We start from the raw sequence: 7650 nt of genomic DNA on the forward strand, positions 1-7650 counted from the left end.
GCATTATACTTGTTAAGTATCTATTCCTATATCAGCCTTTTAAATAGGAAAGATAACATTAGTAATGCTGACTGACATGAACAAGAAGTTGGTTATGATATTCAAAATTTTAAGAAGTTTATGAAAATCAATGAGTTTTCCATAAGAGGAAGTAGAAAACATAAATTATGATAGGATAAAACTCAGATTATGCAACCATTGATTGACACAATTTATCTTCCAACTCTTCTTCTTTTTGTGCCATCTCCAAAATTGCGGCTTTAATTACACTGCGAGTGTCAAAACTACTCTGATATTTATTTAACCATTTTTGTGCTGTATTACCTTCACGAAGAACTTTTTTAATAGGTGAAAGAAAGCAACTAAAACCACGTTCTTTCGCATAAGGTAAAACCTGTTGATAGATTTCCTCAATCCAATTTCTTGCTAGAATAGTTCTACCATCTTGCCAATGACGGACTTGAGCTTCAAGGCTATGATGAGCTACTGCAATTTCATTATTATCTGCTAAATTCACTAAATCCTCCAAACGGTTAGTTGCTGGAAAGTGACTTTTTTCTAAAGGATCGAGACTAGGGTCATCAAATAATTGCCATAAACGAGCTTCTAACAAAGCAACTAAGGCCAGTTGCATAATCGGGTTGTCTACAAAATCACAAATTCTTAATTCTAAACGATTAAGATTATAAGGACGACGATCGCCGTTAGGCCGTACAGAACACCATAGATGACGGACATTCTGCATAATCCCTGCTGCAATTTTCTCCTCGGTCCATTTAATCAAATGACTATGACTTTCAAACAAAGGGACATAAGTCGGAGTTTTGGGAAAAGTAGCCCAACGAGTAGAGTGAAACCCAGTCACTTGACCATCGAGAAAAGGAGAAGAGGCACTGAGAGCCAAGTATAAAGGAGCTTCCATCCGAATTAAGCGAATAGCTCGCATTAGTAATTCTGGGTCACTAATACCAACATTAATATGAATACTGGTTGTAACAACTGTCGCACCGTAGGTTTCCTCTATATATGTGTGATATGGGTTATTTGGGTCAGAACGATAAAAAAGATTACTATTCCCTAGAGATAATGTACTTCCTGGAATTATGGTGTAATCTCCTAAAGTGCTTAAATAGTTTCGTAGTTTTAGTCTTGGCTTTACTAGAGCGCATAAAAGTCGATCGTAGCTACACAATGGTGCAGTAGTGTATTCTACATTTCTACTATCTGGCTCCCTCACAAACCCCTCTACTTTGGCCACAATTTGCTCTGACAGGCCAACTATATTACCTTGGGGTGTGCCAGTGTACATTTCTACTTCAAATCCTTTGGATAGCAGCACGACAGGCTCCTGAATCTAATTGATTTATTTATATTTTTCATACTATCGTGTATTTAACACGTTTGTGCCTTATGCTCTAGGGCTTAATTTTTTCTAAAGTCAATCTGAAGAAAGGGAAATAGGTAAAAGGGAATAGATGAGAAGGGGCAGGTATTTCCCCACATATAAAAAATAAAATATAGCTAGTCTTCTTGAGTGCTGACTTTTGCAGTTAGGCAGGAATTTCAAGCTGCGACAGTATTCAAGATTTAAGATTTAGTTTATTAACAGTTCCTAAAACTATTTTATTTCTGATTGCTTATTGCTTAATTTTGTTCTACTCAAATTACAATTAATAATGATTGTACTTTAATTAACTATAGATTCAAATTCACTGGGAAAAATTCCTTCTTGTTCTTGTTGTCGAAAGATGTAATCAAAGTCAAATCTTAAAGCTTTAATATGGCGAGTGATTATGAAACCACATTNAATTACAATTAATAATGATTGTACTTTAATTAACTATAGATTCAAATTCACTGGGAAAAATTCCTTCTTGTTCTTGTTGTCGAAAGATGTAATCAAAGTCAAATCTTAAAGCTTTAATATGGCGAGTGATTATGAAACCACATTTATTAACTTTCTCAGGAGTAAAAGTTGCTATGACTAACTCTACTAAATTTTTAGGAGATATCTCAGGTATTTGTACATAATAATCTCTTTTAGCAAAAAATACACTTTTATCTTTAGGTACGATAATACCATTAACTTGATGGGCATACTGAATTGGCTTAATATTTTCGGAGACATTTTAAGCGGAAGCTCTGCGTCAGCAAAACGTCCCTACCATTGAACTCCAACAAACCCGGTTTCTTGTTACTCCGATTTTTCGGGAACCGTAGNTAATAATCTCTTTTAGCAAAAAATACACTTTTATCTTTAGGTACGATAATACCATTAACTTGATGGGCATACTGAATTGGCTTAATATATGTATTAATAAAATTTTCTTGATTTGTCTGAAGCCTGGCTAGTCTCTCATGTTGTAACCAACTCATTTTGAATATAATTTTAATCAATTCAAATCCTAATATATAGTTGAATATTTGATTTCTTTCTTCTGTATTAATGACTAAATTTAAGGCCGACTCTAAATACTGTTTAGTTTGACAACTTACATCTTGAGCAGCATGAATGTAATATAGTCTAATGTAGTTTCGGAGTACATATTCATTAATTTTTGTTTTGGCACGAAAGCGTCTCAGATATTTGTTAACCCTGTTAATTGTATCTATATCTTGCAGCATTTTTACGGCTAAACCATCTGCTATATAATCATCTAAAAATTCTGCTTGTTTCTCAGGAGAAGAAGCACACAAAATATAGGAAAATGATAAAACATAACGGCGTTGCTCCCAAGGTAAACTAGCTGCCCATTTTTTGACTTCTTGAGGAAGTTTTTCAAAGATACTATCTTCTTGATGAGGATCAAAAAATATGTTTTGAGACTTATCTTTATGATTAGTCATTGCTATTTTTTTGATTTAGTTATAGATGTCAGTACAATATTTTTTCTTTGTTTTTGTGGCGAGGATCACATATAAATGATGTTATAGGGTTTCTCAAGCTTATGAGGTACACAAGCTCTTTAATTTCTTTTCTATTCCCTATTCCCTCCATACCTATTCCCAGTTAAGTGTTCCCTAAAACAAACGAATTTTGTACCTCACGCTTCTTGGGAATTGCTATATTGTAACCAATGATAGTAGATTTTCATCACAGGCAAGTTAGGATAAAATTATATAAAATAATGTCTGATGATTCCCAGGTATAAATAGTATATATTAATAATTATAGCTGTTTGAAAAAAATATTAGGGAAAATAATTATATTAGGGTTTGGTGATTAAATATAAAAGCATTTACATATAAATGCTAAATCTTGCGTGTGCGAAAAAAGTGCCAGCTTTTTGATCCCTGAAGCTTAAAATGTAAGGATTTTGAGCAGACAAGAGTGGAAAAATTGAGGGACAAATACAGCGCTTCCTGTTGCCCTTGAGGTACAGCAGGAGCACTTACAGGAGTTTCCGAACTAACTAACGTATAACTGACTCTGCAAACATTTCCGGTAAACTTCGTAGTAGTCATACCCTAGATAACTTCTAAATTCTTAACTGTCAATATATGTACCTCATAACGTGCGGAAACTGCTGTATATTCGACTAGACTCTCTGTAATTCCCATTTATCCTGTAGGGGTGATTCACGTTTGGGGAGCATTCCGGCACGGAAATCACCCCTACAACTCCTATCCTCACCCATAAGACTTTTCAGCAAACCCTATATTATAATTCAATATAAGGGACAATATTTTTTACTTTATGGTCAATTTTGACTATCCTGAGTATATAATGTTACACTTAATCTGGCAAATTTGTCAAGAGTGAATACCATACAAATGGATAACTAAATATTATTATCAATATAATTAAAGATAAGGGTGAGAAAATTTTGAATTTTCGTTGGGTAATTTACTTTTATTTACCCAATAATAACTTGAGATTGAGTTGAGCAATGACCATAAATATTAAACACAAGTAAGAGTGAAACTTGAAACAAATTGATTAGCTATTAATGAAAATAACTTATTAGTTATAGATATATAACTTGATCGAAGGGAAAAAAACGATCTTAGATAATCTGTTTATGATGGTAAATAAAAGTAAGTATAAAGAGTAAATTGAAATTAGGAGACTGCAGATGTTTAACTCCACTGAACTTCTGATTGATGCTTTCATAAAAAAGCTAACTGATGGCTATCGTCATACTTATGGTGGATATAAATCAGATTATGCTGATATTATCGCCTGGGCAGCTGGGATGGCATTAGAAAACATTGCTAATGGTGATGCCCTTTATCATAATGTAGAACATACTATTCTTGTAACTTTAGTGGGACAAGAAGTTTTACGAGGAAAGCATATCCGTGAAGGTGGGGTATCTTGTGAAGATTGGTTACATTACCACANATGGCATTAGAAAACATTGCTAATGGTGATGCCCTTTATCATAATGTAGAACATACTATTCTTGTAACTTTAGTGGGACAAGAAGTTTTACGAGGAAAGCATATCCGTGAAGGTGGGGTATCTTGTGAAGATTGGTTACATTACCACATTTCTCTACTTTGTCACGATATTGGGTATGTCAAAGGTGTATGTCGTCAAGATCGAGGGGATTTAAGATTGTATGCTACCGGAGTAGATAACATGAAAGTATCTCTACCCAGAGGTGCTACAGATGCTAGTCTTACTCCCTATCATGTTGATCGAGGTAAGCTATTTATTGACGAACGCTTTGGAGGTCATAAGTTAATTGACGCAGAAATAATTAAGCGTAATATAGAATTGACTCGTTTCCCTGTACCAGCAGATAAGGATCATCAGGATAAGGAAAATTATCCTGGTCTAGTGAGGTCTGCAGATTTAATTGGTCAATTGAGTGACCCTCGCTATTTACAAAAAATTAGTGCCCTGTTCTATGAATTTGAAGAAACAGGTCAGAATAAAATATTAGGATACAACAATCCAGGTGATTTACGTCAGGGTTATCCTAAGTTTTACTGGAATGTAGTTTATAGCTATATTAAGGATGCGGTTTCCTATCTGAATCTGACTCAACAAGGAAAACAAATTGTAGCTAATCTAAGTGCTAATGTCTTCAGGGTTGAACATGATGATGCTGTACCAGAAGCAGCATTTGTTAGCTAGCGAGAATAGAAAGGAATAATTTATTAAGATCAGACAAATCGGGTTTCTATCAACTAAAATTAGAAACCCGGATTTTTATTGATAAAAATGCCTTGGTTATTTCAGTTATAGCGCTACGCGCTAGGGAACAGGGAACAGGGAACAGCGGTGCGACCCCGCGTCGGCGTAAGACGCAAGGGAACGCGCACCAAGAGAGGGAACAGGGAACAGCAGACTGTCAAAGGGTTTTTCGTATAGGGAAAAGCTCCGCTAACAGGATTTAGAAATGTCAAACACCTTAATGCGTAGGGCTATATCAGTTAACAGTTATCAGTTACGAGTTAACAGTGCTTCGTGCAATAGGGAGACTTAAAATACTTAATTTTCTTGGTGGTGGTGCATTGTAATGGTGGTCTAAGGTTGAAAAATACTCCAACATACCACATCACCCCACCTCCCCATCCCCATCCATCTACCATTACTATGCAGGACTACCATTTTCTTTTTTATCCTCTTTAAAGAGGAGATTATTGACCTGATTTTCTGGTAATTTTCTCAGAGTAGAAGTGAAATTTTTTTTGCGTATATTTGCGTATATTAGGTGTGAGGTAATTAATGGCAATTCAACTTCAACAAGCTTTAGAAGTAGGAAAATATCTTTTAACTCAACGTCTGAAAGGACGTAAACGTTTCCCTTTAGTTTTAATGTTAGAGCCTTTATTTAGATGTAATTTAGCTTGCCCTGGTTGTGGAAAAATTCAGCATCCGAAAGAAATTCTCAAGCAAAATTTAACGCCTGAAGAATGTTTTGCTGCTGTGGAGGAATGTGGAGTTCCTGTTGTTTCTATTCCTGGAGGAGAACCTTTATTACATCCACAAATTGATGAAATTGTACAAGGGTTAGTTGAACGGAAAAAGTTTGTTTATTTATGTACTAATGGTTTATTACTAGAAAAAAGTCTTGATAAATTTAAACCTTCTCCTTATCTAACTTTTAGTGTTCATCTTGATGGTTTACAGGAAACTCACGATAAATGTGTGGATAAACAAGGGGTGTTTGAAATAGCAGTTAAAGCAATTCGTGCTGCTAAAGCTAGAGGGTTTCGAGTTACTACTAATACTACTGTATTTGAGGGAGCAGACCCAAAACAAATGCAGGAATTTTTTGATTTTTTGGAAAGTTTAAATATTGATGGAATGATGATTTCTCCTGGTTATAGTTATGAGTGGGCACCAGACCAGGAACATTTTCTGAAGCGACAACAAACTCGGTTATTATTTCGAGAAATTCTTTCTCCTTTTAAAGCTGGTAAAAAGAATTGGAATTTTAATCATAATCCTCTATTTTTAGATTTTTTGATAGGCGAAAAAGATTATGATTGTACTCCCTGGGGTAGTCCTAGTTATAGTGTGCTTGGTTGGCAAAAACCTTGTTATTTAATGAATGAGGGGTATTATGCTACTTTTAAGGAACTTTTAGAGAAAACTAATTGGGATAATTATGGTTATAAAAGTGGAAATCCTAAATGTGCTGATTGTATGGTTCATTGTGGTTATGAACCGACCGCAGCAATGGCAGCTATGGAGTTAGAAAATATTCCTCAAGTTGTAGGTTCTTTGTTGAAAATTGGGTAAGCATTCAGCTATTAGCAGTTAGCTAGCCTCCTACGGAGGAACTTCGTTAACAGCTTTTTAATAGATGAAGTAAGTATTAGTTTAACTTCTACTATATTTTTAATCAGAGAATTGAAGCACAGGAAAAACAAGCTTTAGTTGCCTAATAAAGGTAGTAAAGCTGATAGCTGATAGCTGAATGCTTACAAAATTGGTGGTTAGATAAATTAAGAAAATGTAGGTAGAAAATTAATTTTTTCTCTTTCTACTGTTTGACAAATCTAGTCATATAGCAATCCTCAATTAGGTTGTAATATTTTATCGTAGGGGTTTGGTCTCCAAATCCCATTTTGGTTATACTAATTCCCATGCATTAATGCTCTACTTGATTAATACTTCAGTTATTAAGTAATTACCTTGGCAGAATTACCTTTTTGCTTATTTTAAGCAATTTAATCTTAATTATCCTTATTTTTACTTCTCCCGTACGGACGTTGCATAAAAAAAATGCGTTTTCCGTTCCGGAATGCTCCGCAAACATGTCGCGCAGCGATACGTCCCTAAACTCCCCTACTCAATCAAATATAGAAAAGTTTTTGAGAAATGGTATTAGGGTTTGGAGACCAAACCCCTACAGCTTTTTTTCACAAATCATTTCTGATAGCTATATTGTCATCAAGAGTAATCTGGTATTTCTGTATGGGAGAAAGTACAGAATTTTGTTTTTCGGAGATAAATCAATATTTCCTGAATAAGTTGAAACAAGAAACTGATAATCAATCACTAAATTAATCTACAGCAGATTTCGGACTAATCATGTACAAGTTTAAATGGTAAAATTATTGTAATACAGGTATCTTGCCTATTAACTTTGTACTTCACGGGCAACAGAAAGTGCTATATTTAGTTAGGATTAAATATCTCATATTTTCAACTTAAGTAATACAGGTATCTTGCCTATTAACTTTGTA

The 7650-nt window shown here is 34.5% G+C and carries 3 protein-coding genes and 2 pseudogenes; 4 read left to right on the plus strand and 1 reads right to left on the minus strand.

Translation table 11 applies throughout. The features are described 5' to 3' along the window. Nucleotides 1-187 precede the first annotated feature (187 nt). On the minus strand, nucleotides 188-1339 hold the full coding sequence (gene gshA, locus AFK68_RS19265; RefSeq protein WP_094674253.1) for a glutamate--cysteine ligase: 1152 nt from the start codon (nucleotides 1337-1339) through the stop codon (nucleotides 188-190). A 2737-nt stretch (nucleotides 1340-4076) separates the two neighbouring features. On the opposite strand from gshA, the pseudogene AFK68_RS45705 reads away from it, so the two are divergent. The 4 genes and pseudogenes from AFK68_RS45705 to AFK68_RS35275 all read left to right on the plus strand — a co-directional run. Next, nucleotides 4077-4193, plus strand: a pseudogene (locus AFK68_RS45705) (metal-dependent phosphohydrolase); the annotation flags it as partial. A gap of 152 nt (nucleotides 4194-4345) precedes the next feature. Beyond that, nucleotides 4346-5086 (plus strand): annotated as a pseudogene (locus tag AFK68_RS42075) (Npun_R2479 family HD domain-containing metalloprotein); the annotation flags it as partial. A 594-nt stretch (nucleotides 5087-5680) separates the two neighbouring features. Then, nucleotides 5681-6700: an adenosyl-hopene transferase HpnH gene (gene hpnH, locus AFK68_RS19290; RefSeq protein ID WP_094674257.1), complete on the plus strand. Its 1020-nt coding sequence runs from the start codon at nucleotides 5681-5683 to the stop codon at nucleotides 6698-6700. A gap of 582 nt (nucleotides 6701-7282) precedes the next feature. Further along, on the plus strand, nucleotides 7283-7471 hold the full coding sequence (locus AFK68_RS35275) for a hypothetical protein (RefSeq protein WP_143438047.1): 189 nt from the start codon (nucleotides 7283-7285) through the stop codon (nucleotides 7469-7471). Nucleotides 7472-7650: the final 179 nt, after the last annotated feature.

This window comes from Hydrocoleum sp. CS-953, assembly GCF_002260545.1.
GTDB lineage: Bacteria > Cyanobacteriota > Cyanobacteriia > Cyanobacteriales > Microcoleaceae > Trichodesmium.